Raw genomic sequence first — 25,106 nt, 5'->3', positions numbered from 1 at the left:
GCGCCATGTGTGGCATCGCGGGTTTCACCTATCCGGCGGGCGGAAGCGCCGGGGCCGCGCGGGCCGAGTCCGCCGAGCGGCTGCGCCGGATGACGGCGAGCATCCGCCACCGGGGCCCGGACGCGCAGCGGGCCCTGCTGCTGGACGGCGTGGCCCTGGGCCACACGCGGCTGTCCATCGTCGACCTGGAGGGCGGCCATCAGCCCATGCGGGACGCGGCGACGGGCCTCACCGTGGTGTTCAACGGGGAGATCTTCAACCACGTCGAGCTGCGCGAGCAGCTCGCCGGCCAGTACGCGTTCCGCACCCGCTCCGACACGGAGGTCATCCTCGCGGCCTTCCTCGCGTGGGGCATCGACTGCGTGCGCCGGTTCGAGGGGCAGTGGGCGTTCGCCCTGTGGGACCCGCGTGACGCCACGCTCTGGCTGTCGCGGGACCGGGTGGGCATCTGCCCGCTGTACTACGCGCAGTTGCCCGGCGGGCAGCTCGCGTTCGGCTCGGAGGCGAAGACACTCTTCGCCAGCGGGCTGGTGACGCCCGCGCTCGACGCGAGGGGCCTCAAGCAGACCTTCCAGCTCTGGTCGCCGGTGGCGCCGCGCACCTCGTTCGAGGGGGTGAGCCTGCTGCCCCCGGCGCACTCGGCGCGGTTCCGGGGCGGGAAGCTGGACGTGTTCCGCTACTGGGACCTGGACTTCGGCGTGGAGCCCGTCCCCGCGGACGAGGCGCGCATCCAGGAGGAGCTGGGCGAGGTGCTGGAGCGCGCGGTGCGGCTGCGGCTGCGCGCGGACGTCCCGGTGGCGGCGTACCTGTCGGGCGGGCTCGACTCCAGCCTGCTGTGCGCGCTGGCGCAGGAGCAGTTGGGCGGCACGCTGCGCACCTTCTCCGTGGGCTTCGCGCACGCGCGCTTCGACGAGCGCCAGCACCAGGCCACCGTGGCGGAGCAGCTTCGCACGCAGCACCGCGTGGTGGAGATGAAGGACGGCGACATCGGCACGCTGGTGCCCGGCGTCATCTTCCACGCCGAGCAGGCGATGATGCGCTCCGCGCCGGCGCCCTTCCTGCGGCTGAGCGAGTGGGTGCGGGAGAACGGCATCCGGGTGGTGCTCACCGGAGAGGGCTCGGACGAGATGTTCCTCGGCTACGACCTCTTCAAGGAGACCAAGGTCCGGCAGTTCTGGGCGCGCCACCCCACGTCGAAGTGGCGCCCGCTGCTGCTGCGCCGGCTCTACCCCACCCTGTCGGTGAGCCAGCAGAACGTGGAGTTCCTCCGCGAGTTCTTCGGCCAGGGCATGGACGAGCCCGGCGGGCTGGGCTTCTCGCACCTGGTGCGCTGGTCCAACAGCGGGCGCATCCTCCGCTTCCTCGCGCCGGAGTTCGCCGCGCGCGTGGCGGACGAGGACCCGGTGGCGTCGGTGCTCTCGACGGTGCCGGAGCACGTGGGCCGGTGGCGTCCGCTGGCGCGGGCGCAGTACCTGGAGGCGAAGACGCTGCTGTCGGGCTACCTCCTGTCCGCGCAGGGCGACCGCATGCTGCTGGGCAACGCGGTGGAGGGGCGCTTCCCGTTCCTCGACACGGCGGTGATGGAGCTGGCGGCGCGCATCCCCGAGCGGGTGCGGCTCAAGGGGCTGGACGAGAAGCACGTCCTCAAGCGCTTCGCGCGCGGCAAGGTCCCCGCCTCCATCCTCGAGCGCAACAAGTTCCCCTACCGCGCGCCCATCGCCGGAGCGCTGGTGGGGCCGGAGGCGCCGGCCTGGGCCCGGGAGCTGCTCGCGCCGGAGGCCATCGCGAAGGTGGGCGTCTTCGACGCGAAGAAGGCGGAGCGGCTGGTGGCCAAGCTGCGCGCGCCCAACGCCGCGGAGAGCGAGGCCGACACCATGGCCCTGTTCGCCATGGCCTCCACGCAGTTGCTCGCGCACCACTTCCTGCCCCCGCGTCCGCCGCCCCAGGCGGACGTGGACGCGGTGGTGCTGGAGTCGGCATGAGCGCGCCCGACTCCTCCCCCGCGTGGGTGCTCGGCCACGCCCGGGCGACCCCGGACGCGCCCGCGGTGGACTCCCCGTGGGCCCGCCTCACCTATGGGCAGCTCGCCGAGCGGATGCGCCTGCTCGCGGGCCACCTGCGCGAGGCGGGCGTGTCGCCGGGCGACAAGGTGCTCATCGTCCTGCCGCTGGGCACCGCCGGGGTGGTGGCGAGCCTCGCGGTGCAGTCCCTGGGGGCCTGCGCGGTGGAGCTGGACCGGGAGACGGGCGCCTCGTCCGTGGACGCCATCCTCGCGCAGACGGGCGCGCGGCACGCCTTCCTCTTCGGCCAGGACGCGCGCAAGTGGGCCGGAAAGCCGGGCCTGGCGCGCGTGTACGTGGTGCACGGCTCGAGGCCCCCGGAGCGCATGCTCCAGGTGCTCGCGCCGGCCACCTGTGCCTGGGTGCAGGAGGACGGCGCGCTGGACGGTGACGTGAGGGCGGAGCCCCTGGCCACCCTGCCCGCGACGCCGGCGGACGCGCACGCCGCCATCGTCTACACCTCCGGCAGCACGGGCACGCCCCGGGGCGTCATCCAGACGTTCGGCAACATCGCCGCCAACACGCGCTCCATCGTCGAGTACCTGGGCCTGGGCGCGAGCGACCGGGCGCACCTGGTGCTCCCGCTGCACTACTGCTACGGCAAGAGCGTCCTGCAGACGCACCTGCTCGCGGGCGGCTCGGTGTTCCTGGATCCGCGCTTCATGTATCCGCAGGTGGTGCTGGAGGCGATGGCCGCCGAGGGCAGCACGGGCTTCGCGGGCGTGCCGCTCACCTTCGAGCTGCTGCGCCGGCAGGCCAGCGCGGACACGCTGTCCAAGCTCAAGCTGCGCTACGTCACGCAGGCGGGCGGCGGCATGGCGCCGGAGACGATTCAGTGGACGCGCGAGTCGTTCCGCCCCGCCGAGCTGTACGTCATGTACGGCCAGACGGAGGCCACCGCGCGGCTGAGCTACCTGCCGCCCGCGAGCGCGGAACGGAAGGCGGGCTCCATCGGCGTGGCCATTCCCGGCGTGGAGCTGCGCGTGGTGGGCGAGGACGGCGCGCCCCTGCCGGTGGGCGAGCCGGGCCACCTGGTGGCCCGGGGGCCCAACGTGACGCCGGGCTACCTGGGCGCGCCCGAGGAGACGGCGGCCGTCCTCCGCGGCGGCTGGCTGTGGACGGGGGACCTGGCGTGGCGCGACGCGGACGGCTTCTTCTTCCTGGTGGGCCGCGCGAAGGAGATCCTCAAGGTGGGCGGCCACCGGGTGAGCCCGGCGGAGATGGAGCACCAGCTCGCGCGCCACCGCGCGGTGAAGGAAGTGGCGGTGGTGGGCGTGCCCGACGCGCTGGGCGGCGAGGCGGCCTGCGCGGTGGTGGTCCTCCAGGAGGGCGCCTCCGCGAAGGAGGACGACCTGCGGCGCTTCTGTCGGGAGTCCCTGCCGGCGCACAAGGTGCCCCGGCATGTCGTGTTCACGGAGTCGCTGCCGCGAGGGCCCAGCGGGAAGGTGCTCAAGGCGGAGCTGCGCACCCGGTATTCATCCGTAGGTTCTGTGTCAGGAATTGAAAGGACTCACACCATGACGTTTTCCAAGCAGGTATTGGAGCTGGACTGGGAGGCGAAGGCCGCCGAACTGTCCGAGGGACTGCGCGAGACGGTGCTCAAGAAGCTGAAGAAGCGCGGCATCGTGGTGGCCATCTCCGGCGGCATCGACTCCGCGTGCGTCGCGGCGCTGTCGGTGCGCGCGCTGGGGCCCGAGCGCGTCTTCGGCATCCTCCTGCCGGAGCGCGACTCCAGCGGGTGGAGCTCCCAGTTGGGGCGCAAGCTCTGCGAGAAGCTGGGCATCAAGTACCAGCTCCATGACATCGCCCCCATCCTCGAGGCCGCTGGCTGCTACCGCCAGCGCGACGAGGCGGTGCGCTCGGTGTTCCCGGAGTTCACCCCGGACATGAAGTGGAAGATCGTCATGCACGGCGACCGGCTGAACACGGACGCGGTGAACTTCTTCTACGTCGTGGTGCAGGTGAACGGCGAGGAGCGCCGCTTCCGGCTGTCGCCCCAGGCCTATACGCAGATCGTCGCCGCGACGAACTTCAAGCAGCGCACCCGGAAGATGATGGACTACTTCCACGCGGACCGCCTGAACTTCGCCGTCGCGGGCACGCCCAACCGGCTGGAGTACGACCAGGGCTTCTTCGTGAAGCTGGGTGACGGCGCCGCGGACGTGAAGCCCATCGCCGGCCTCTACAAGACGCAGACGTACAAGCTGGCCAGGCACCTGGGCGTCATCGAGGAGATCACCAGCGGCGAGCCCACCACGGACACCTTCAGCCTCCCGCAGTCGCAGGAGGACTTCTATTTCTCCGTGCACTACTCGCAGCTCGACCTGCTGATGTGGGCCAAGAACCACGGCGTGTCGACGGACGAGGCCTCCCAGGTGATGGGCCTGACGCCCACCCAGGTGCAGCGCGTCTACGACGACATCGACCAGAAGCGCCGCAGCACCGCCTACCTCCACGCGCCCCCGTTGCTCTTGGAGAAGGTCCCCGAGCTGGAGCCGTTCAAGCTGGGCTGATCCACTCCGGGAGGAGTCCCGTTCCATCCGTTCGGGACTTTTCCAGGACAGCTGCGCCCCTTCACCGTGATGCCGGAGCCCTCGCGGCGCCCGTGCTCCGGTGAGGGAGGAGGGCTCCGCGCCCCGTGTTGAACTCCAGGTCGCGGAGCCTCCCGTACCCCAAGAATGCCTTTCAGCAAAAGCCAGCGGGCCCATTAGCCCCACGGCAGGCATTGACGCGCGCGTGACACGTCATTGAGGTGCTGTTGACGTGCATTCAGGCGGAGCCCTGCCAGAGTGCTCACACCTGGGGGATTCACCCCACGAACCAGGGGATGCCGCACCGCATCAGCACGCACCGAGAGGCTTTGACGCAAGCGCACGCCCCCTGACGCGGCGCACCCTCTCGACACGCGCCCTCCTCCGAGGCCGCGTGGAAATTTCGCATGCCTTTGCAAAACCGGGAACTCCCGCGAAATCGCGTCGCGGGCAGGCAACTCTCATTCTCAAGTTTCGACAATCCCGGCATCGGCAGTCCCCACACCCCAAACCCATTCGTTTCCAATCGCGGAGAGTTCATGTCCCCCCGCATTGACGCTCGTCAGCAGACGTACTCGGCCAACAACACCCAGCAGGCGTCGGGCCTGCCGCAGGGCCGCGACGCGCAGATGAACCTGCAGCAGCTCTGGCCGTACATCGAGAAGTACGCGCAGAAGTACGGCGCGGATCCGAAGGTGCTCGCGGGCATCGTCGCGCAGGAGTCGTCCTTCAAGAACCACGGCGTGCACGCGGACGGCACGGGCCACGGGCTCATCGGCCTGGACGACAACGGCCTGCTGCCCTCGTTCGAGAAGTGGTCCGGGATGCAGGTGGGCCGCGGCGCCAACGCGAAGACGATTCCGCCCGAGAAGCAGATGGAGTTCCTCGCCAAGACGATTGGCGACCTGACGAAGAAGCACGGCAGCAGCCTGGCCGCCGCGCGCGAGTGGCACCGTGGCGCGGGCGCGATGAACGACGCGCGCGGCTACGACTACCAGAACAAGATCCAGAACCACATGAACCGCCTGTTCCCGGGAGGCAAGACGCCGAGCGGGACCACGGCCAACGTCCCCGACACCACGGTGACGCCCGGCGACAACAAGCCGGGGCTGGCGCCGGGCAAGAACAAGCCCACCCCCGGGACGGACTCACGCTCGCCGGTGACGGGCAGCGACTATCAAATCCAGAAGGGTGACACGCTCTGGGGCATCGCCTCCAAGCTGAAGAGCCAGGGCATGGAGGGTTCGCACTGGGACATCATCAACCAGATCCGCGAGCTGAACCCGAAGATCACCAACCCGAACCTCATCTACGCGGGTGACAACATCAAGCTGCCGGGCGTGCCGGGCAAGGACCAGAGCTCCTTCACGCCGGGCACCAGCAAGCCGCCCGTGGACCTCAACCCGAGCAAGCCCGGTGGCGTGCAGCAGACGGACGGCGCCACGCCCGTCACGGACGGCGGCCGGGTGGACCCGAGCAAGGTCCCGCAGATCAGCCAGTACAACCCCGCGGGCAAGGCCAACGGCTATACCAACGGCCCGGCGAACTGCGGCCCCACGTCCATGGCGCAGATTGCGCGCGCGGTCGGCTACGGCAAGGACATGACGGACGCGCAGCTCATCAACCACCTGGGCCGGATCGGTGGAACCAGCTCCAACGGCACGGACGTCAACGGCATCGCGAAGATGGCGAAGGCGATGGGCAAGAACGCCGTCACCAAGGGCCCGGGCGCCAACGTGGAGTGGATCGCCGACCAGCTCAAGCAGGGCAAGCTGGTGGTGGCCAACGGCGACTACCACGCCATGCCGCCGCACCAGAACGAGGCCCGCACCTCCGGCCACTACGTCACGGTGGCGGGCATGGACTCCAAGGGCAACTTCATCGTCCGCGACCCGGCGGACGCCAACGTGAAGACCATCACCCCGGAGCAGATGAAGCACTTCCTCCGCTCCAACCCGAACGGCGGCTATCAGATCGCCATCGGCTGATGGGGATGGCCCCTGGTCGTGAGCAGGTTGGACCGAGTTAGTCTCTTGCGGACCGACATCCCCAGGGTGTCGGTCCGTTTGCTTCCACACCCCCGAGGCACCGGATGAGCGACAGCAAGCAGCCGCAGACCTGCATTTCCTGCAAGAAGCCCGAGGGAGGCGACGTGGTGGGCTCCATCTACGTCTCCACCGGCGACAACGGGATGATCGTCCGCTTCTGGATGTGCGACGAGTGCGCCCTGCCGCTGGGCCCCGGGCAGGGTCCCATCGACATGGACGAGCCGACGCCGCCCGCGGAGCAGCACTGAGGTTCCCGCCGGGAGGGAGGGGGCAGGCACGGTGAGTGCGCCCCCGCCCCCTCACGGCGCGGTGGAGGCCGAGGGGCCTGACGGGGTATGGAATACGGCGTCCCAGCTCCCGTCGGAGATGCCATGAACAAGCTCCTCGGCCCCGCAGCCTTCGTCCTCGCCTCGGCCGCGCTCGCGGTCTCCTTCTGGGGCCCCGGTCGCGCGGAGGCCCCCTCCCCCACCGAGCGTCCCGAGCCCGTGGCCGCGGCCCCAGCCAGCCTGGAGGGCGTCGAGCGCCGGATCCAGGCGCTCGAGGACACGACGCTGAGCCTGTCCCGCCGGCTGATGGAGTTGGAGAAGCGGCCGGGTGGCGGGGGGGGTGACTCGGGTGGCGCGCCGCCGGCGCTGGCCGCCGAGGTGCAGCAGCTGCGCGAGGAGGTGCGCGGGCTGGTGGTGGGCGAGACGCTCGGCTCGGCGGGTGGCCGGGAGGCGCTGAAGGACGCGATGCGCTCGGTGCAGGACGAGATGCGCTCCGAGCAGTTCCAGGCGCGGCAGGAGGAGTGGATGCAGGGGCAGGCCCGCGCCCAGGCCCAGCGCGCCGAGCGCGTGAAGAAGTTCGTGAGCGAGGCGAAGCTCAGCTACTCCCAGGAGGCCGAGCTGACGCGCCGGCTGGAGGCGGAGGAGACGTCTCGCAACACCCTGTTCGAGCAGATGCGCACGGGGTCGAAGGATCCGCGTGAGATGCGGCAGACGCTGCGCACGCAGCGCCAGGAGACGGACCAGGCGATCAAGTCCGTCCTCGATGAGAGTCAGCAGGCCAAGTACGACGAGATGCGCCGCGAAGAGATGCGGGGGGGTGGTGGGGGTCGGCCCCGTGGGCCTCGCGAGGGCGGACCGGGCGGGCCGTGATGGCGCCCAGGGCCGTGGTGAAGACGCCGGTACGCTGAGCCCCTGGAAGTGCTGGACCACGCGGGGCGACCAGGGCATTCGCGTGGAACGACGTCTCGGGAGGAGATTGCCAGCCCCGTGAGTCTCGGGGCTGGCATGCTTCGGTGAGCCCTTCGTCTGGAGGCGTGAACCGATGCGACGGCCTGTGAGGATATGCAGTCTTCTGGTCTTGCTCTCGGGGTGCTGGAGCGACCGGGCGTTGACCGAACGGGCCATGGAAGTAGCGGAGTCGCTCGCGAGCCAGTGTCGATACGAGGAAGCCGTGGCGGCACTCCAACGGGCCCCCTTGTCCGGGCGCGAGTCCCCCCGGACCTCCAGAAGCTCCGAGACGCGAAGGGGCGCATCGACGACCTCGTGGCAGCCACGTACGCGAACTGAGGGACGTACTGAGCTGGGAACGGGGTGAAGGAGAAGCAGAGACGCGATGAGCAGACGTCTCGGCCTCGGCCAACCTTTGAGTCAGCGGTCGTTTTCGAGGAGCGCGGAGTGTCATCGTGAGCGACGAGAATCCCCTCCGTATCGCGTCCGAACTCGCCCGGGCAGGAAACCCTGCTCAAGCCGTCGCGTGCCTGGAATCAGCGCTCGCTCGGACCCGAGCGGCTCCAGAGCGGCCCCTCAATGCGTCGATCCTGGCCAGGACAGCGGGACTCCACTGTGAGGGGCTCGGGAGATTCGAGGAGGCGGCTCGCTACTACGAAGAAGCTGCTGCCACCGCGGTTCACGACCCGCTCCCGCTGCTCGCGCTGGGAGAAGTCCGCTGGCGATTGGGTGAATCAGCGATGGCGCAATCGTGCCTGACGAGCGCCGAATCCTTGGCTCGAACCGCCGGTGATGTGGATGTCTTGAAGATGATCGCCACCCTTCGCGCGACATGGACAAGCGAGCACCCATGAACAACCGCTGCAATCGCAACCACCAAGAAAAGCAGTGACACACTACCGAGCCCATGAATCAAACCACATGGCTCGCGACGTGGTTCAGGAATCAATGCAACGGCAACTGGGAACACACTCGGGGAATTTCGATCACAACCATCGACAACCCAGGCTGGCTTGTGACGGTTGATCTACAGGGCACCACTGTCGAGAGTCGCTCTTGGGCCTCCAGAACGACTCGTGATTGCCTGAGTGGTAAACGCATGGCTGGAGGAGGCCTGGTGAGTTGTGGGTGGTGTTGGGGCACTTGCAACCCCGCCGGCTCCCCCTCTGTCATGCCACAACCCGAGAGCCCGACAGGTCGGCCATCCTCTTGCGCTTGAGGACAGGCAGACAGTGATTCAACCCACGGGCCACCCTCCTACGCCATCGCGCACCGCCTCTGTATCACTCTTTGAATGAAGGCCGTGCCGGGCGTGGGTCACACGCAATGCCCGGGCACCCCTTGTGCTCCGAGCAGCTCCCGTCACAGCAGCTGTACTGTCCCGCCGGGCACTGCGCGGCCTCACCCTCGTCCCCGCGCCCCACCGGCCGTCCCGCGCGGGACTCCGAGGAGCCCGCTGGCCTCGTCTCCGACGTGGAAGCCTCGACGTCAGCCTCCGTCGACTGCTCCGCGGACGTCTGCGCCGCATCCCGCCGCGCCTCCTCCGTGGTGCCGCGACAGGCCAGCAGCAACCCGAGCCAGAGCACCCCACACAGACCTCGCGCCATCCGCATCGACATCCCGCACCGTCCCATCCATGAATGAGACACCGCGCCCCATCGCGCGGTGCCCGCAACAACAAAGGGCGGCCCCGGAGACCTCCCGGGACCGCCCTCCTGTTCAACCCGGTGACCTCATCGCGAGGTCACCTTCGAACTAGTTGCGACGACGACGGCGCAGCACCAGGCTCAGCATCATGAGCGCCGGGATGACCGCGCCCGAGGCGCCGCTACCGGCCGCGCTGCAGCCCTGATCCGGCAGGTTCCGGACCGTGACCGACACGTCGACCGTATCCGCGGAGTCGATGCCGTCGCTCACCTTGAGGCGGAACAGCAGCGTCGACTCGGCCTCGACCTCAGGAGCGACGAAGGTCAGCTCGGCCGTGTTCGCGCCCGAGAGCGAGACCACCTGACCGGCCACCTGCACCCACTTGTACGTGAGCTCGTCGCCGTCATCGTCGACGGCCGTGGCCTTCAGCTTCACGTTCGCACCCTCGTGAACCGTGTAGGCCCCGTCGACGTGGACGACAGGCTTGTGGTTCTCGCGGGCCACCGTGATCGTCACGGTGCTCGGCTCGGTGGACACGCCATTGGCCGTGGCCACCAGGCTGAAGACCAGCGTCGTGGACGTGGTCACCGTCGGAGCGGTGAACGTCGGCGTGGCCGTGTCAGCGCCCGTCAGCGTCACCGGCGTGCCGGAGACCTGCGTCCAGGCGTAGGTGATGGCATCGCCGTCCGCGTCGGACGCCGTGCCCGCCAGGGTCACCGTGGCGCCCGGCGCGACCCGCTGGTCCTCACCCGCAGAGGCCGTCGGGGCCTGGTCCACGTTCTTCACCGTGATGACCAGGAGCGACTCCGTGCCCCAGACCTGGTTGTCGTTCACCCAGAGCACGAAGGCGATCTCAGAGTCCTCCGTGACCTCGGGAATCTCGAACGTCGGCTTGGCGCTGAACGGGTCGTCCAGCTCCACCTCGGGACCGGCCACCTGCTCCCACTCGTAGTTGAGCGCGTCGCCATCCGGATCCGTCGAACCCGTGCCGTCGAGGGTGATGGTGCCCGAGCGCTCGTCCACGGTCGTGGGACCGTCGTTCAGCACGCGAGCCAGCGCCGCCGGCGCGCGGTTCACGTTGTTCACCAGGACCTGCGTGTCCTTCGGGTAGCTGGAGGACACGCCATCGTTCACCACCAGGCGGAAGGTGAAGACGGTGGCCGCACGGACGCTCGCGGTGAACGTGGGGTTCGCCGTGTTCGCGCCGTTCAGCGTCACCGCCGGACCGGCGACCTGCGTCCAGGCGTAGGTCAGCGGGCCCGTGCCGTCCGGATCCACGCTGGCACCACCGTTCAGCGTGATGACCGTCGGGGTCAGCACGCCACGGTCGTCCGCCGTGAACTCGTTCACCGTCTGGGCCTCACCCGCGACGGCGATCGGCAGCATGTTGCACGCCGGAGCCGTGCCCGTCCCCGTGAACGTCTCCGCCACGCGAGAGGGGAACGGCTTCGAGTTGGAGATGCCCGTCACCTTGATGTTGTCGACATCCCAGCCGTACGCGCCCACACCGCCATCGGAGGCCATGCGGAAGCGCACGCGCACCTTGCGGCCCGCGAAGACCGTGCCGAAGTTGACGCTCACCGAGGAGAACGCCGGGAAGCCCGCGCTCGACTTGCCGAAGGCCTTCCGACCCCCCAGGTACGGCGTACCCGCGTCCAGCGTCACCAGCGAGGTCTTCGCCAGCGTCGTGCCCTCCGCCTTCCACGTCAGCGCGGTGGCATCGACCCAGGCGCCTTCGTCGACGGAGACCTCGAAGATGCCGCCATCGAAGTACACCCACGCGCCATTGACGATGTCCGCCTCGAAGCTGAAGCGGTGGTCGAAGGACAGGATGAAGTCCTGGCCCGTCACGGTGGAGAACAGCGGCGAGGTCAGCCGCTTGTCCATCTCCTCCGCGGCGCTGGACGCATGCCAGACGCCATTGTCCGCCTTCCACACCGTCTCGTAGTAGTCGAGCGAGGAGGTCCACGGCGAGAACGCCGTGGAGGCCGTCTCCGTATCGGACGACTCCGCGACCTCGTCGTAGTTGACCGCGCCGCGGAACGCGAACTTCGACGTGCCATCCGCCAGCGGATGGGGGAACGTCACGTCCACGCCGAGCGAGGCCAGCGTGTTCGCGGCCGCCGGGGCCTGCTCGAGGCTGACCGGGATGCTCGCGGTCACCGCCTCGCCGCGGCCGAGGGCCGGGAACGAGAGGGTGCTGCCGGAGCCGAACGACGCCACCACGCCAGCGCTCGAGCCGTTGAACGCGGCGTTGGCGGTGAAGCTGCTGATGGCGGCCCCGCCCACGTTGCGGACGGTGACGAGCAGACGGCCCGTCTCACCCGCGTCGAGCACGCCGTCCTTGTCGCAGCCGGCGACGGTGTCATCCACCTTCACGCTGACCACTTCCAGGGTGTTGCCGGTCTGGTAGCTCTCCACCACGCCGACCATGTCGAAGCTCTCGCGGTCCGGAACCTTGGCGCCGAAGCCCGCGCCACGACGCGCGAACGCGGCGACGAACCGCTGGTAGTCCGCGGGGTCGCTCGCGGCGGCCGAAGCCAGGACGGCGTCACGTGCCTCCAGGAACGTGGGCTGGCTGGGCGTCGCCTTGTAGGCGGCGACCAGGTAGCGCTTCATGCGGTCCTGGGCCTCCTGGAACGGGTGCGCGTTCAGCAGGCTCGCGTAGCACTCCCACAGCATCGTGGCCCACACCTCACCGGCGCTGTGGACCTCCGCGTTGTCCAGGCCCGCCTCACCGTAAGCCACCGGATGGGAAGGCAGCGGCGTCCCCAACTGGATGTGCTTGAGGGTCAGGCCGTTCTTGGCCATGTTCGTCGTGTACGGAACGCGGCGGATGCCCCAGTAGTAGCCGTTGTTCTCACGGCCGTCGCTCTGGGTGTAACCCGCCATGCCGTAGACGCCGGACCAGTTGGCGTTGCTCGGCTTGTTGGCGTCGTTCTCGCGGACCGACAGCAACAGGGCGTGGAAGTCACCCCAGCCCTCGCCCATCGAACGGCCCTGGACGTTGGTCAGGCCGGACGCGTTGCCGATGAGGCGGTTGGAGATGTAGTGCCCCCACTCGTGGGCGATGATCTCGTTGTCCAGCGTGCCGTCGCGATCATCGGCCAGGTTGCGGTACATGCGGCCGACGACGGCAGACGTCTTCAGTGCGTCACGGAACTTGTTGCCATCCGCGTACGTCACCATCATCGACGGGACGGTGATGGCCTTGTCGATGTCCGCGTTGCCGCTGGCGGCCATGCCGCCGAACTGGCCGGTCGAGGTGTTGGTGATGATGACGCCCACCGCGCCCGCCTGCTGGGCGTTGTAGACCTTGTACGCGAAGGAGCAGAGGCCGCGCTCGATGAGCGCAATCTTCCCTTCGAAGGGCCGGATACCGACATAGGGGGTCGTTCCCTGGTCGTCCGCGCAGCCGATCCGGTACGCGGTGGTCTGGGCGGTGGTCGACCCCGAGGGAGGCTCCGCGAACTCGGCCTGGGCGTCGAAGCCCCGGGGGCCGAAGCTCGCCGAGCCGTAGTTGTACAGACCCGCGATCGGCGCCGGCGAGGTGACGGTGAACTCCGTCGGGCCGTCGAAGATGTACTGCTGCATGCGGGGACGGCCGCCGTCGGCCGGCGTGGACATGTTGGCGTTGTTGCGACCGCCGGAGTCCTGCGCCTCGGCGCGGATGGCGTCACCCTCGAGGCCGCCGCGTCCGTAGTTGCTCAGCTGGGCGTTGCCCGCCGCCTCGTCGAACCCCGCGTCGTAGAACCAGTCGTGCAGGAAGTTGTTGAGGTAGAACAGGTTGACGACCGCGGCCAGCTTCTGCGTGTTGTTCGCGTCCGGCGCCTGCGCCACGTCGAAGGCGTAGTCGAACGCGCGCCCCGACGGGTTGGTCAACGGCGCCCGGAGGTCGTAGCCCTCCTGGTAGCCGTCACCACCGCCCAGGTCCGCGTAGGCGTCGACGTTGTTGCCCGTCGTCGTCGTCGCGGTGGCCGGGAGCCACGGGTCGTTGCGGCTGAAGGGGAAGTTCTGCAGCGTCACCAGGTTGGACGGGACGTTCAGCGGCGCCTGGTAGCCATCCGGATTGCCGGTGGGGTGCGGCGTGGCCTCCGTGCCCTGGGGACCGTCGTGCGGGATGAACGAGACGGGATCCGCCCACACCCGGTAGGTGAAGGACTCGGACTGGAGCAGGTTGTGCTTGAACAGCAGCGAGCCGTCGCGCGCGCTGATGACGTAGGCCGCGTAGCTGGCCTCGGGGTTGCTCGCCGGGCCCGCGTTGACCTCGACGTAGTACGCCGGGACCAGGCCGTCGGGCAGCGGGAAGAGGACCTTCTTCGCGCGCGGGACCTCGCCGAAGCCGTGCGTGCTCGGCGCGAGGCGGCTGTCCACGGCGAACTTGGCGTAGTCACCCTGCGAGCCGGCCGAAGCGAGCGCGCGCGGGTCGAGCGCGGTGCCCGTCAGCTCCTGGAACGCCTTGGAGATCGCCTGCGGCGCGGAGACGACGAACGCGGACGCCTGGGCGTTCCGCTCATCCTCCGTGTTGCGCGGCTGGAGATAGCCGGAGATGGCCACCAGTTCCTGGTTGGCGTCCATCACCACCCGGACCTCGTTGCGGAACACCTCGATGCCGTTGACGCGCCGGCCGTAGCTGGCGATCACCGCGCCCGCGTTGTCCTTGGGCAGGTGCACGTTGCGCAGCTCCGCGCCGTCAACCTCGGCGCGGCTCAGGCGGTAGATGTCCGCCACGCCACGCAGGTGCTCACGGGCCGCCACGTTCGCGGTGGCGCGCGTCGGGGTGCGCACGGCCTTGTTCCCGACCGCGGCACCGTTCAGCGCGCGCTCGGAGAAGACGAAGGTCGGTACGCCTACGCGACCCTCGACACTGTTGATACGCAGCCCCCGCTGGGATGCAGTCGCGGCGGCGTTCGACAAGGGGCGATTCGCGGGAGCCTGCAGGAAGGCATCGACGCCCGCCTTCGCATAGCCCTGCGGGGACCACATCAGCACGGCGAGTACGGCGCTCGCCGTACCCATCCACAGACGCTTCATGAACTGCAACCCCTTTCGGGTGGAGTTGAGGTGCCCACGCCGACGGACGCCCGTGGCCAGGGCGTCCAGAGGGTATTGAGAATTTTGTTATCAACACAATAGGGCGGGCTCATTTCTCGAAACACGAGAGCCCGCAAACGCGTTGTTTCAGTAATTCACCGACAAGTTATCCGGACAATGCAGCGAATCACTGAAACATGGAATCCCTGCTTCACACATATGAAACACAACCGGTGAAGCAACTGGGGTCGACTGCTCAGCCGAACGGCGGCCGGGCGTTGTGCGCGACGACCAGGACCTCTTCTGGCCGAGCCTCCGCGCGGGCGTAGGACAGCAGGGCGGCCAGGCCGTCCGTGATGCGTGGCTGCGCCAGCTCCAGCATCACGTCGTCGCGGTGGGGATAGAACAGGTCGGCCGCGCCCAGGTTCTGGTCGGCCCAGCTACGCCAGCCCTGGACGATGTGTCCCTTGGCGGGCTGCAGCCCCACGACCTCGTAGCCCTGGGGCGTGAAGGCGCGGTGCAGCCCCACCACCGACGCCCCGGTGCCGAAGCCGCTCACCACCAGACGCACGGAGGGGAAGGCCTCGCGCACGCACTCGCGCAGCTCCGACGCCCAGCCCTCCACGCAGCCGATGAGCGCGCCGTTGGAGAGCTGGCGGGGCCAGCACCAGCCTTGCCGCTCGTAGCCGAGCGCCACCTCCCAGGCCTCCGACAGGCGCCGCACGGTGCGGACCTCGCCCCCGAAGCCGTGGCCCCGCAGGTACTCCGCGCCGGCCGGGTCGGTCAGCGCGAGCACCGGCAGCCCGCGCTCGCGCCCCAGCGCGTCCAGCGCGAGCGAAGACGAGGAGCCGGACAGCTCCACCAGGCCACACGCCCCCTCCGGCACCGTCTCCAGGTAGCGGGAGAACGTCAGGTACTTGAGGCCCCCGGAGGGAAGCTCCCCGCCCCACAGCACCACCGGCCCACCGGGTGACAGCCGCGACAGGGGAAAGCGCATGGGGACCTCCCTCGGGAAAGGACCCGCGTGGACGCCCGGGCCCACGGCCCAAGCTCCGCACCCTCGTTGCCCGTCGGCCAGTGGCGCCCCCCGTCCGCTGTCCGCCCGTGGACCGCAAGCCCGCCCGTCCGCCGCCCGGGGACACTCGCCCCACCCTCCAGGGCAACCGGTTTGGACTCCGGGGGCATCGCGCTGTGCAATAGTCGGCGGCAGCGAAATCACATGCTGCGCCGGCTCCTTCCCACGCTCATCGCCCTGGGGTGCGGACTGCTGGCCCTCGGTTGGGGGCTGGTGAGTCTCCAACGCATCTTCTCGCGCGAGCGCGACGACGCCCGCGCCCAGGTCCGCTCGCGCCGCGAGGCGCTCGCCCACGCCGCCACCGAGGCGCTCCGGCAGACCCTGGCCCGCCGGTTGGCGGATCAGATTTCCGCCATCCACGCCGCCGTGGGCGACCCGCTCGCCCCGGGCGAGGGCTTCTACCTGAGCCTGCGCGGCCACCAGTTCCTACCCCGCCTCACCCGCCCCCTGCCCGGCCAGGAGATGCCCGCACGGGCCACCTACGAGACGCTGGCGGACCACCTCCAGGCGCGGGGCCTGGACCGGTGGGAGGCGCGCCTGGCCCGGCTGCGCGCGGCGGAGGCGTCCCTCGCCGAGGGCGCCGCGACCCGCCGGGCCACGGCCATGGTGGAGGAGCTCTTCCAGCACGTGGCCGCCCACCCCCTCCCCCCCGAGGAGGAGCTGCCCTTCCTGCTGCTCGTGATGGAGCGGCTGCAGCGGGGGGCGGAGACGCCCGCGCTCGTCCGGGCGCTCCTGCGCGAGGGCTTCCCCGAGGAGTTCGGCGGCATGCCCCGCTTCTCCGGGCTCCAGCGCGAGCTCCTGCAGCAGCGCTCCCTCTTCACGCAGGCGGACTTCGCGTTCCTCCAGGCGCGCCTCGTCGTGGTGAGCAACGCCCTGGGCGAGCCCAGCCGCGACTTCCTGGAGCGCGGTGACGAGGTGGGCGCGGGCATGCTGGTGATGCCGGGAGGGCTCCAGGAGCCCACCCTGGTGGGCGAGCAGTGGTACGTGGAGCACCGGGGCGAGGTCATCTACGGCGTCGCGGTGGACATCCCCGCGATGCTGCGCCCCATCGCGGACGACATGCGCGCGCGGCGCCTCTTCGGCGCCGACGGGAGCGTCCGGCTCGCGGGAGGCCAGGCCGTGCTGCCCCTCCAGGCCCTGGAGGTGCGCGTGGACCTGCCGGAGTGGAGCCGCGCCGAGGCGGACATCGAAGCGCGCTACGGGCTCAAGACGCTGCTGGTGGCCGTGTGCGGCGCGCTGGCCGTGGCCATCGTCGCGCTGGCCGTGGTGTCCCAGCAGCGCAAGTACCGCTTCCTGGAGCTCAAGAGCGACTTCGTGGCCACCGTCTCCCACGAGCTGCGCACGCCCCTGGCCTCCATCCGGCTGCTGGGCGAGACGCTGGAGCGCAAGGTGGCGCACGTCCCGGAGGTGCGCGACTACCCGGCCCGCATCGTCCAGGCCGCGGACGGCCTGCACTTCCTGGTGGAGAACCTCCTGTCGTTCAACCGCATCGACAAGGGGCGCTGGACGCTGCGTCCCTCGCGCGTGCGGCTGGAGGAGCTCATCAACCCGCTCCGCGACGACCTCGCCTCCGCGACGTCCGCGCCGGTGGAGCTGGCCACCGACCTGGGCGACACGGAGCTGGAGGCGGACCCTTCCCTGCTGCGCCTCTTGTTCTCCAACCTGGGCCGCAACGCGTGCGCGTACAACCGGCGCACCCCGGTGCGCATCAGCGTCAGCGCCCAGGTCTACGAGGGCCACGGCTGCACCGTGCTCTTCCAGGACAACGGCGTGGGCATCCCCGAGTCCGAATGGGAGAACGTCTTCCTCGACTTCTACCGGGTGACGCCTCCTGGACAGGAGGTCCACGGCAGTGGCCTGGGACTGGCGCTGTGCCAGAAAATCATGAAGCTGCACCATGGCGACATCCAGGTGGCCACCTCCACGCCCGAGGGCACCACCTTCGCGCTGACCTTCCCCGAGCCGCGTCGATGACCTCCTCTCCTCCTCCCCCCTCCACCCGCCCCGCCATCCTCATCGTCGAGGACGACGCCCACCTGCGCATCGGCCTGCGCGACAACCTGCTCGACGAGGGCTACGTCGTGGCGGAGGCGTCCAACACGCGCGAGGCGGAGGGCCTGCTGGCCCAGCGCCCGTACGACCTGCTCATCCTCGACGTCATGCTGCCCGGTGAGGACGGCTACGCCTTCTGCAGGCGGCTGCGCGCCCAGGGCCTCAAGAGCCTGGTGATGATGCTGACGGCGCGCTCGCTCGAGGACGACATCGTCCGGGGCTTCGAGGCGGGGGCGCAGGACTACCTCACCAAGCCCTACCGGCTGCGGGAGCTGCTGGCGCGCGTGGGCGCCCTGGTGCGCCGGGCCGGCGTGACGCCCGCGCAGGTGGTGACGTTCGGCGGCTACTCGCTCGACCAGGGCCGGCGCACGGTGAGCACGCCGGACGCAAGCAACGTGGACCTGACCCGGACGGAGTTCGACCTGCTGGCCTTCCTGCTGCGCCACCGCGAGCGGGCGCTGCCCCGGGGAGAAATCCTCGACGCCGTGTGGGGCCGCGACGTGGTGGTGGACCCGCGCACGGTGGACAACTTCGTCTCCAACCTGAAGAAGAAGCTCGGGTGGACGAGCACCTCCGGCTTCACCATCCACACCATCCGCGGGGTGGGCTACCGGATGGAGGTCTCGTCCCCATGACACAACCATGACGAACAGATGGAGGGCCCACGGCCATCCCGCACCGCCGACTCCGTAGTGTGGCCTTGCGTGGATGGACGGCCCTTCCGGCCTTGCCTCCACGCCGATGCGTCACCGCGCAGGCGCGGTGGAGAGGAGGCCATCCGTATGTTCAAGTCGGTCATCGAGCGGCAGCGAGCGGGACGAGTGGGTACGGGCATCTGGGTGTCGGCGGCCATCCACGCGGGGCTGTTCGCCGCGGTGCTGTTCATCTCCGGGCGCCCCCAGGAAGTGGACGAGGAGCCAGACAAGACGCCCGTCCTCACCCTCTACCGTCCGCCCGGCCCCACCATCCAGAAGGGCACGCAGCACACCGTGCAGCCCCGGCAGGCCGCGCAGCCGACGGTGCGCCCCAAGGCGAAGAAGCAGGTCATCCCCTCCCAGGTCCGGCCCATGCCCATGGACCCGACGCCGGTGGAGCAGGATCCGCCCGATGCCGTGGCCTCCACGGACGTGGACCCGAACGCGCCCCCGGGTGACGGCCCCATCGGACATCCGGATGGCGACCCGCTCAGCACCAGTCCCATCGGCCTGCCGCCGGGCGTCGTCGGACTCCCGGAGCCCACGGGTGAGGACGTCATCCCCTTCCCCTCCGGCCTCCGGCCTCCGGAGCTCCTGCGCCAGAGCATCCCCCTCGAGTACACCGAGCAGGCCCGCATGGCGCGGGTGGAAGGCACGATGCTCGCCAAGTGCGTCATCACCCGCGAGGGCCAGGTGCGCGACTGCCGCATCCTCAAGGGCATGGCCCACATGGATGAGGCCGTCGTCGAGTCCCTGGAGAGCCGCCGCTACACCCCGGTCTACTTCCAGGGCAGCCCGGTGAGCGTGTCCTACGTCTTCACCATCCGCCTCAAGCTGCCCCGCTGAGGTGTCAGCGCCTCACAGGTCGATGTCGTCCGCGGAAGCCACGGGGACCAGGACGTGCTTGAGCACGTACGCCTTGAGCTCCTGTCGGACGGCATCGTCCAGGGTGAGCATCACCTGGGGGTGGATGCGAGCCCCCACCTCGAAGAGCACCGCGTTGCTCAGCATCCCGTCGCGGGTGATGGCGGCCAGCCGCGCCAGCGTCGGGTCCAGGTTGTCCGTCTTGCCTCCGCTGCGCTGGTTCTCGTGGACGATGAGCGCCGAGCCCAGGCACTCCAGCTCCTCGACCGTCGTGTAGTGCTCGTTCGTCGAGCCCGTCATCTCCTGACGATGCGAGGGCTCTCCCAGCCAGAGCGCCTTGCAGTTGGCGAAGGCGAGCCAGGACGGGTCGTGGTCCGGGTCGAACTGGACGCTGATGACGTTGCCCGCGCGCTCGGCGTAGCCCCGGGGGACGATGGCGTCCTCGCGGATGACGAGGCCGAGCTCGGAGTTGGTCCGGAAGAACTGACGGATGATGGGGTAGCGCGGGTTGAGCACCAGGCACCACGCCCACGAATCCAGCGCCTCCTTGTAGCGCCCCAGGCGCGCGAGCGCGTTGCCCTGGAAGAACCACGTGCGGTGGTCATCCGGGTTGAGGCTCAGCGCCTTGCGGTAGAACTTGAGGGCGGTGACGCTGTCCCCGGAGAAGAAGGCGGCGTCCCCCCGGAAGTTCCAGGCCACGTAGCAATCGGGGCAGACGGTCGTGGCCTTCTCGTACAGCTTCGCGGCGTCGTCGTAGCGCCGGGCCTGGAAGAGGGGCTCGGCCTCTTGCAGCAGGGCCTGGGCCTCCGGGTGGACGGGCCACTCGATGATGGACTTCACGCCGTCATGCTCCAGGACCTTGGGCGCCTCGCGCGCCGGCACCTGCTGGGGCCACAGCTTCTCCGCCCAGCCACCCGGCGGGGAGTCCCGACCTTCGACCTGGTACGCGGTCTCCGAGTCCTCCAGCCGCTTCAGGATCTGCTGCGGATCGAGGAACGGCGGATGCTCCGGCGCCGCGCGCTCGAGCGCCGACGCGGGCTGAGGCTTCGGCCCGGAGGCACAGGCTGCGACGAGCGCGAGGCCGGAGACGACGAGCAAGCGGTGCACGGGGGCCTTTCGGTGGGAGGACCGCCCCAGTCTACGCGCCTGTCGCGCGAAGCTCGCCCTCTGTCGACCAGGACCGGAGCCGCGCGCACCGGCCGCTCCTGTTTTCCGTGGGATAGCCCCCTGCGCCACGCTGTCCGCCGCTCCACGCTCGCGAATCGAGGGCTCGCGGCCCCGGCTCGAACAGGCTACGTGCCACGCGAGAGAGGGAGCGCTGCGTGTACGACGGGGTCGTGGTGGGCGCGGGATTCGGCGGGCTGGCCACGGCGTTGGAGCTGGCGCGTCGGGGCGCGCGGGTCGCCCTGTGCGAGACCCTGAGCTATCCCGGTGGGTGTGCCAGCACCTTCCAGCGTGACGGCCATGCGTTCGAGGCCGGTGCGACGCTGTTCTCCGGCTTCGAGCCCCATCAGCTCTTCGGCCGCTGGATTCGAGAGCATGGACTGGACGTCACGGTCGACTGGCTCGACCCCGTGGTGGAGCTGCGCGCACCCGGGCTGCGACTGCCCGTCACGCGCGACCGCGAGCGGTTCATCGACTCGCTGTGCGCGCTGCCCTCCGCTCCGGCCTCCTCGGTACGACGCCTGTTCGCGCTCCAGCGCCGGGTCGCGGACGCGCTCTGGCCCCTGTTCGACGAACCAGACCTGCTCCCGCCCCTGGGGCCGCGCGCGCTGCTTCGACATGCGGCACGACTGCGCGCCTACGCGCCCCTCGCGCGCTGGGTCGGACGACCGCTGGGCGCGGTGCTGGAGCACCTGGGCCTCCTGGGCTTCGCGCCGCTGCGCATGTACCTGGACGCGCTCTGTCAAATCACCGTGCAGTGTTCCGCGATGGAGGCGGAGGCGCCCTTCGCGCTCGCGGCCATGGACTACTTCTGGCGAGGCACGGGGCACCTCCGCGGTGGCATCGGACGGCTCGCGACGGCACTCGCGCAGGCGGTGGAGGACCAGGGGGGTGCCGTGTTCATGGCCACGCGCGTGAAGTCGCTCACGCCGATTCCAGGGGGGTGGCGCGTGGAGACCCGCCGCGGAGAGCTGCGCGCCCGGCACGTCGTGGCGAACGTGCTCCCCCAGGCGCTCATGCGGCTGGCGGGGCTGGACCCCGCCCGACATGCCCGCCTCGCCGCGATGGGTGGACGCGTCGCCCAGGGCTGGGGCGCGGTGATGCTGTACCTCGTGGTCAGGCCGCCCTCCGGGCATGGCGCCGCGAGCCACCTGGAGCTGGTGCAAGAGCCCGGCGCGCCCTTCGTCGAAGGCAACCACGTCTTCATGTCCATCAGTGGAGAGGCGGACGTGGGCCGCGCGCCACCAGGCCTTCGCACCGCCACGGTGTCCACCCACGTCCCCCTGGGGACGCTGTCGCGGATGACGCCCGAGGAGAAGGCCCGCCACGTCAGCGCCATCCAAGCGCGGATGCGCGAGGGCCTGGAGCGGCTCGCGCCCGAGTGGATGGAATCCCCCGTCCACGCGATGACCGCGTCGCCTCGCACCTTCGAGCGCTTCACCCGCCGGGATGACGGAGCGGTGGGCGGGATTCCACGTCGGGCGGGCCTCGTCCACTACCGCGACCTCGGCCCCCGCGAAGTGCTGGAGGGGTTGTGGCTCGTGGGGGACTCCGTCTTCCCGGGACAGAGCACCCTGGCGACCGCCGTGGGCGGAGCACGACTGGCCGCGCGCATCGCGTCGAGACTGTGAGCGAGCCTTCCGCGCCTACTCGTCCAGCAGGTCCGACCAGAAATCCACCAACCGGTAGACGTCCAGGGTCTGGGCCTTCTTGTCCAGCTCCGCGTGGGTGATGAGCGGCGTGGAGAGCTGATGCACCGTCGTGTGGGGACGCAGTGCCTCGGCCAGCAACACGGACTCCTCGGCGGGTATCACCGTGTCCCCCGCCCCGTGGAGCAGATAGACGGGCGAGGTCGGCGCGGGCGAACGAGCGGGCGACATCGACGGGTCGGCGGCGAAGGCCTTCACATGCGGCAGGAGGAGCGGGCCCAGCGCCGCCACGTCCCGCGTGTTGACGTAGCCCAGCAGCGTGGCCGCCGGCTCCGGCAGTCGCGATTGCAGCGTCCGGGCCCTGGCGAAGGTCTCCTCGGCCAGCCGGGCATCCGTCAGCGTCAGGTGGGAGGCGCGCAGGAAGGTCCGGATGCCCTCGCGCAACGGCTCCACCTGCTCGGGAGGAACCAGACGGTCCGCGACGTTGAGCAGGATGACCACCACGCCGTAGTCATGCGGCGTCAGGTGGCGCCCATCGGGCAGCATCCCGGTGCACAGGAACGTCAACACCCGGGGCAGGTCGCCATGGCCTCCGAAGGACAGCGCGGACGCCACCTTGTCCTTCAGCGCGGGACGGCCCGCCGCGACGACCGACAGGCCCCCCGAGAAGCTGATGCCGAACAGGTCCACCTTGCCGTCCGGGGCGAGGGCCGGCTGGCGGGAAGTCCACAGCGCCGCGTCCTCGATGATGTCCGGCAGCCTGGGGGTGATTTCGTAACGCAGCAGATCCGGCGGCTCCGGGGTGATGACGGGCTGCCCGCCCGTGGCCAGGTCCGAGGCCAGCTTCACCAGCCGGGGCTCGTCGATACCGTCCGCGTGGACTCCCGACGTCAACACCACCGCGCGGCCTCGCGGCACCCGGGGCAGGTACTGGCGGGCGCGCACCTCGCCATGGCGCGTGGGGATTCGCAGCTCGCTCACGTCGTAGGGCCCGGTGCGCCACCCCGCGACGAAGCCGGGGACCTGGGACTGCATGCCGGCGGCGCGCACGACGAAGGACAGCCCCCGCAGGAGGTCGGTCCCCCACACGCCCACCACCGCCAGCACGACGACCAGCCCGAGGGCCAGCCCCCGCCGTGTCGCACGCGTCATTGGAACAGGTGCTCCACGAACGTGCACAGGCGCTCGCGCTCGAAGGGCTTCTCCAACAGCCCCCGCGAGTGCCGCCCCACGAACTCGCGCGCCTGGGCGGTGAAGGCGCCGCCCGTCATCATCCCGGTCCGCAGCACCAGCTCCGGCGCCAGCCGCTCCAGCTCCATCACGAAGTCCATCCCGCTCATGCCGGGCATCATCAAATCACAGAGGATGGCGTCGAACCGCTCGCCCTGGGTGAGCAGGCGCAGCGCCTCGCGCGCGTCCTGCACCACGTGGACCTCGTACACGTCCCGCACCAACCGGCTCACCGAGTTGCCCACGCTGGGCTCGTCGTCGATGAGCAGGAGCCTGCGACGCCGCGAGGCCGGCACGGGTTCGCGGAACACCTGCTGCTCGGGCGCGGCCACCGTGCCCACCGCCAGCGCGGGCAGCACCACGCGGAAGACGCTGCCCCACTCCGGCGCGCTGGAGACCTCGATGCGTCCCCCCATCGCCTGCACCAACGTGAGACAGATGGACAGGCCCAGCCCGGTCCCCTCTCCCACCGGACGCGTGGTGTAGAAGGGGTCGAAGATGCGCCGTTGCACCTCGGGCGCCATGCCGTGCCCGTTGTCGGCGACCTCCAGCTCCACCTGGCCCGAGCGGCCCGTGCGCAGGCTCACCCGGACGCGGTTCTCGTCGGCGGGCCGCTCGGGCAGGGCCTGCAGCGCGTTGACCAGCAGGTTGAGCACCACCTGCCCCAGTCGCACCTCGTTGCCATGGACCGGCGGCACCTGCTCCAGCGTGCACGACACCCGCGCGCGATGCGTCAGCTCGTTGCGAACCAGGCGCAGCGCTCCCTCCACCGCGCGCACCACGTCCACCGGACCATGCCGCTCCTCGTCCCCCCGCGCGAACGTGCGCAGGTCCCGGACGATGGCGCGCACGCGTCCCGCCCCATCCAACGCCTCGGCCACCACCTCGCGCAGCTCCGGCAACTGCTCCTCCGCCAGCGCGGCCTGCGACAAGAGGTCGCTGACGTACGCCAGGTTGGAGCTGACGTAGGCCAACGGGTTGTTGATCTCGTGCGCGACCCCCGCCGCCAGCGTCCCCACGGAGGCCATGCGCTCGGCCAGGAGCAGTTGTGACTCCAGCCGCTTGCGGTCGGTGATGTCCCGGATGAGGCCCACGAGATAGGGCTCCCCGGAGCCTTGGAAGGAGGCCTTCTTCGTCACCAGCACGCGGGACAGCCCGGTCCGGTCCGTGAGGGTCTCCTCGCTCTCGTCGGAGAGGCCGGAGCGGAACACCTCCTCGTCGTTGCGCCAGAAGCGGTCCGCCTCGTGGGCCTCGACGAACTCGTAGTCGGAGCGCCCCAGCAGCTCCTCCGCCGGATGCCCCATCACGCGGCAGAAGGCGCTGTTGACCGCCACCCAGCGGTGCCGCCGGTCCTTGATGAACAGCGGCTCCGGGACCGCGTCCAGCGCGCTGCGCAGGAAGTCCGTCGTGCGCCGCAGGGCCCGCAGGTCCTCCTCGGGACTGCTCGCGTCCAGCCGCCTGCGCCAGGCCGCCAGCCGCGCGCCCCAGTGACTCCCCGGCGGCGCGAGGCACTCGTCCGCGCCAGCCTCCGCCAACGCCTCCGTCTCCACGGACGCGCGCGAGGTCAGCACGACGAGGTGCGTACGCGAGGGGACCCGGAGCTGGTGCAGTCGCCGCACGTGGGCCACGGCCTCCTCCAACGGGCCCCCCACGTCCCAGCCGACGAGCAGCCCCTCCTCCACCGGCGCGGGAATCACGTCCGCGTCCGGAACGCACAGGACATGACAGGCGCGCCCCACGCCCGACTCGCGAACCCCACGCTCCACCACTTCCGCCACCGCGGGCGGCACCGCCACCAGTGTTGCGAGCACCGCGTCACACTCCTCGACTCCGGAGAGCTTCG

Annotated in this window: 16 protein-coding genes; 11 read left to right on the top strand and 5 right to left on the bottom strand. The window is 70.2% G+C overall.

Annotated elements, in window-relative coordinates; translation table 11 throughout:
• The first annotated feature begins 5 nt into the window (after window positions 1-5).
• The 7 genes from asnB to LZ198_RS43675 all read left to right on the top strand — a co-directional run bounded on the left by asnB (window position 6) and on the right by LZ198_RS43675 (window position 9,072).
• Window positions 6-1,982: an asparagine synthase (glutamine-hydrolyzing) gene (asnB, locus tag LZ198_RS23570; protein WP_253974278.1), complete on the top strand. Its 1,977-nt coding sequence runs from the start codon at window positions 6-8 to the stop codon at window positions 1,980-1,982.
• A complete protein-coding gene (nadE, locus tag LZ198_RS23565) occupies window positions 1,979-4,573 on the top strand; it encodes an NAD(+) synthase (RefSeq protein ID WP_253974277.1) in 2,595 nt (864 codons plus the stop codon). Before asnB ends, nadE begins: the two co-directional genes overlap by 4 nt.
• Window positions 4,574-5,130: 557 nt before the next feature.
• On the top strand, window positions 5,131-6,579 hold the full coding sequence (locus tag LZ198_RS23560; protein ID WP_253974276.1) for a C39 family peptidase: 1,449 nt from the start codon (window positions 5,131-5,133) through the stop codon (window positions 6,577-6,579).
• A 104-nt stretch (window positions 6,580-6,683) separates the two neighbouring features.
• A complete protein-coding gene (locus LZ198_RS23555; protein ID WP_253974275.1) occupies window positions 6,684-6,887 on the top strand; it encodes a hypothetical protein in 204 nt (67 codons plus the stop codon).
• Between the two features lie 123 nt (window positions 6,888-7,010).
• Complete coding sequence (locus tag LZ198_RS23550; RefSeq protein WP_253974274.1) at window positions 7,011-7,775, top strand: hypothetical protein; 765 nt, start codon at window positions 7,011-7,013, stop codon at window positions 7,773-7,775.
• Between the two features lie 533 nt (window positions 7,776-8,308).
• The gene (locus LZ198_RS43680; RefSeq protein WP_407667456.1) at window positions 8,309-8,707 is read left to right on the top strand and encodes a tetratricopeptide repeat protein; all 399 of its coding nucleotides are present in this window, start codon (window positions 8,309-8,311) and stop codon (window positions 8,705-8,707) included.
• Window positions 8,708-8,760: 53 nt separating this feature from the next.
• Window positions 8,761-9,072, top strand: a complete 312-nt coding sequence (locus tag LZ198_RS43675; protein WP_407667455.1) for an Imm53 family immunity protein — start codon at window positions 8,761-8,763, stop codon at window positions 9,070-9,072.
• Between the two features lie 536 nt (window positions 9,073-9,608).
• Here LZ198_RS43675 and LZ198_RS23545 read toward each other — a convergent pair.
• Entirely contained in the window at window positions 9,609-14,534 is a 4,926-nt protein-coding gene (locus LZ198_RS23545; RefSeq protein ID WP_253974273.1) for a myxosortase-dependent M36 family metallopeptidase, read from the bottom strand.
• Window positions 14,535-14,790: 256 nt separating this feature from the next.
• Window positions 14,791-15,531, bottom strand: coding sequence for a hypothetical protein (locus tag LZ198_RS23540; RefSeq protein WP_253974272.1), 741 nt, complete (start codon window positions 15,529-15,531; stop codon window positions 14,791-14,793).
• Between the two features lie 222 nt (window positions 15,532-15,753).
• Here LZ198_RS23540 and LZ198_RS23535 point away from each other — a divergent pair, with 222 nt between their 5' ends.
• From LZ198_RS23535 to LZ198_RS23525, 3 genes are all read left to right on the top strand, one after another.
• A complete protein-coding gene (locus LZ198_RS23535; protein WP_253974271.1) occupies window positions 15,754-17,583 on the top strand; it encodes a sensor histidine kinase in 1,830 nt (609 codons plus the stop codon).
• Entirely contained in the window at window positions 17,580-18,296 is a 717-nt protein-coding gene (locus tag LZ198_RS23530; protein ID WP_253974270.1) for a response regulator transcription factor, read from the top strand. The genes LZ198_RS23535 and LZ198_RS23530 overlap by 4 nt, the downstream gene beginning before the upstream one ends.
• A gap of 147 nt (window positions 18,297-18,443) precedes the next feature.
• Window positions 18,444-19,202, top strand: a complete 759-nt coding sequence (locus LZ198_RS23525) for an energy transducer TonB (protein WP_253974269.1) — start codon at window positions 18,444-18,446, stop codon at window positions 19,200-19,202.
• 12 nt (window positions 19,203-19,214) lie between these two features.
• Here LZ198_RS23525 and LZ198_RS23520 read toward each other — a convergent pair whose 3' ends face one another.
• Entirely contained in the window at window positions 19,215-20,327 is a 1,113-nt protein-coding gene (locus tag LZ198_RS23520) for a tetratricopeptide repeat protein (protein WP_253974268.1), read from the bottom strand.
• 215 nt (window positions 20,328-20,542) lie between these two features.
• On the opposite strand from LZ198_RS23520, the gene LZ198_RS23515 reads away from it, so the two are divergent.
• On the top strand, window positions 20,543-22,015 hold the full coding sequence (locus tag LZ198_RS23515; protein WP_253974267.1) for a phytoene desaturase family protein: 1,473 nt from the start codon (window positions 20,543-20,545) through the stop codon (window positions 22,013-22,015).
• Between the two features lie 15 nt (window positions 22,016-22,030).
• On the opposite strand, the gene LZ198_RS23510 is transcribed toward LZ198_RS23515, so the two are convergent.
• Together LZ198_RS23510 and LZ198_RS23505 are read right to left on the bottom strand one after the other, a co-directional pair.
• Complete coding sequence (locus tag LZ198_RS23510) at window positions 22,031-23,185, bottom strand: dienelactone hydrolase family protein (protein ID WP_253974266.1); 1,155 nt, start codon at window positions 23,183-23,185, stop codon at window positions 22,031-22,033.
• Window positions 23,182-25,074, bottom strand: coding sequence for an ATP-binding protein (locus LZ198_RS23505; protein WP_253974265.1), 1,893 nt, complete (start codon window positions 25,072-25,074; stop codon window positions 23,182-23,184). The genes LZ198_RS23510 and LZ198_RS23505 overlap by 4 nt, the downstream gene beginning before the upstream one ends.
• Between the last annotated feature and the right edge of the window lie 32 nt (window positions 25,075-25,106).

The sequence above is a fragment of the Myxococcus dinghuensis genome, assembly GCF_024198235.1.
In the GTDB taxonomy this organism is placed as follows: domain Bacteria; phylum Myxococcota; class Myxococcia; order Myxococcales; family Myxococcaceae; genus Myxococcus; species Myxococcus dinghuensis.
Note: the sequence above shows the minus strand (reverse complement) of the source record. Positions and strands in the feature narration are given on the sequence as shown.